The organism is Microbacterium umsixpiens (assembly GCF_053543675.1).
In genome coordinates, this window is the sequence record NZ_JBLVOH010000064.1 from 7,361 (window position 1) to 10,241 (window position 2,881).

General features: G+C 68.6%; 1 protein-coding gene. It reads left to right on the forward strand.

Translation table 11 applies throughout. The features are described 5' to 3' along the window. Window positions 1–59: 59 nt before the first annotated feature. The coding region (locus tag ACNPM4_RS06380) for an Ig-like domain-containing protein (RefSeq protein WP_448985112.1) at window positions 60–2,881 on the forward strand (2,822 nt) is incomplete at its 3' end.

Genomic DNA, 2,881 nt, shown 5'->3' on the forward strand with positions numbered 1-2,881 from the left:
CGCCGACGGCGACGGACGCGGCGGGGAACTCCACCCCGGGAGAACCGATCGAGGTGACGGTGGACACGGTCGCCCCGTCGGCCCCGGCCATCACGGGCCCGGCGGATGGCGATGTGGTGGACACGGCGACACCGACGTTCACGGGGACCGGTGATGACGGTGACACGATCACGGTGACGGACGGTGACGGCACCGTACTCTGCACGACGACTGTGGTCGATGGGGAGTGGTCCTGCACCCCGACCGATCCATTGCCGGAAGGCACGAACACGGTCACCCCGACCGCGACCGACCCGGCCGGGAACTCGACGGCGGGAGACCCGATCGAGGTGACGGTGGACACGGTGGCGCCGTCCGCGCCGGTGATCACTGGCCCCGCCGATGGCGCCGTGGTGACGGATGCGACGCCGACATTCACCGGAACGGGTGATGACGGCGACACGATCACCGTCACCGATGGTGACGGAAACGTGCTGTGCACGACGACCGTGGCGGCCGGCGCCTGGTCCTGCACGCCCACGGATCCGCTGCCGGAGGGCACCAGCACGATTACGCCGACCGCGACGGACCCGGCCGGGAACTCGACGGCGGGTACTCCGATCGATCTGACCGTGGACACGGTCGCCCCGTCAGCCCCGGTGATCACCGGTCCTGAGGACGGCGATGTGGTGACGGATGCGACGCCGACGTTCACGGGCACGGGTGACGATGGCGACACGATCACGCTGAACGATGGCGATGGCAACGTCGTGTGCACCGCGACCGTGGTGGACGGTGAGTGGTCGTGCACGCCGACGACTCCGCTGCCGGAGGGCGCGAGCACGATCACCCCGACGGCGACGGATCCGGCAGGCAACTCGACCGAGGGCGACCCGATCGGACTCACGGTCGATACCGTGGCCCCGTCAGCCCCCGTGATCACCGGTCCGGCTGATGGTGCCGTGGTGACGGATGCGACGCCGACGTTCACCGGAACGGGCGATGACGGCGACACGATCACGGTGACGGACGGTGACGGCACCGTGCTCTGCACGACGACCGTGGTCGACGGCGCGTGGTCCTGCACGCCGACCGATCCGTTGCCGGAAGGCGTGAACACGATCACGCCGACAGCGACCGACCCGGCAGGGAACACGACGGACGGTACTCCGATCGAGCTGACCGTGGACACGGAAGCTCCGTCTGCCCCGGTGATCACCGGGCCGGCGGAGGGTGATGTGGTGGATACGGCGACGCCCACCTTCACGGGTACGGGTGATGACGGTGACACGATCACCGTGACCGATGACGACGGCACGGTGCTGTGCACGACGACCGTGGTCGACGGCGAATGGTCGTGCGCTCCGACCGATCCGCTGCCGGAGGGGACGAACACGATCACGCCGATCGCGACGGATCCGGCCGGGAACACGACGGAGGGCGATCCTGTCGAGTTCACCGTCGACACCGTTGCGCCTGCGGCCCCGGTGATCACGGGCCCGGCTGACGGCGCTGTGGTGACGGATGCGACGCCGACGTTCACCGGAACCGGTGACGATGGCGACACGATCACCGTGACCGATGGTGACGGCACGGTGCTGTGCACGACGACCGTCGTCGATGGCGCCTGGTCGTGCACTCCGACCGATCCGCTGCCGGAAGGCGTGAACACGATCACCCCGACCGCGACCGACCCGGCCGGCAACTCGACCGAGGGCGATCCCATCGACGTGATGGTGGACACGGTCGCCCCGTCTGCCCCGGTGATCACCGGTCCCGAGGACGGCGATGTGGTGACGGAAGCGACGCCGACGTTCACCGGAACGGGCGATGACGGCGACACGATCACCGTGACCGACGGAGACGGCGCCGTGCTCTGCACGACCACCGTCACGGATGGTGCCTGGTCGTGCACTCCGACCGATCCGCTGCCGGAAGGCGTGAACACGATCACACCCACGGCGACGGACTCGGCCGGGAACTCGACGGAGGGCGATCCGATCGATATAACGGTCGACACGGTTGCCCCTGCAGCTCCCGTCATCACAGGTCCGGTTGATGGTGCCGTGGTGACGGATGCGACGCCGACTTTCTCGGGCACCGGTGACGATGGCGACACGATCACGGTGACCGATGGTGACGGCACGGTGCTGTGCACGACGACCGTCGTCGATGGCGTTTGGTCGTGCACGCCGACCGATCCGCTGCCGGAAGGGACCAACACAATCACACCGACGGCAACCGACCCCGCGGGTAACTCGACGGACGGTACTCCGATCGAGCTGACCATGGACACTGTGGTCCCCACGGCCCCGGTGATCACGGGTCCCGCCGACGGTGCTGTCGTCGACACAGCGACGCCGACGTTCTCGGGCACCGGTGACGATGGCGACACGATCACCGTGACCGACGGTGACGGCACGGTGCTGTGCACGACGACCGTGGTCGACGGCTCATGGTCGTGCACGCCAACCGATCCGCTGTCGGAAGGCACGAACACGATCACGCCGACGGCGACGGATCCGGCGGGGAACACGACTCAGGGCGATCCCATCGATCTGACGGTCGACACGGTGGCCCCCTCTGCTCCGATGATCACCGGCCCGGCTGATGGCGCCGCGGTGACGGATGCCACCCCCACCTTCACCGGCACCGGCGACGATGGAGACACGATCACGGTGACCGATGGTGACGGCACCGTGCTCTGCACGACGACGGTGGTCGATGGCGAATGGTCCTGCACGCCCACGGATCCGCTGCCGGAGGGCACGAACACGATCACGCCGACGGCGACGGATCCGGCGGGGAACACGACTCAGGGCGATCCCATCGATCTGACGGTCGACACGGTGGCCCCCTCCGCTCCGGTGATCACCGGCCCGGCTGACGGCGCTGTGGTGAC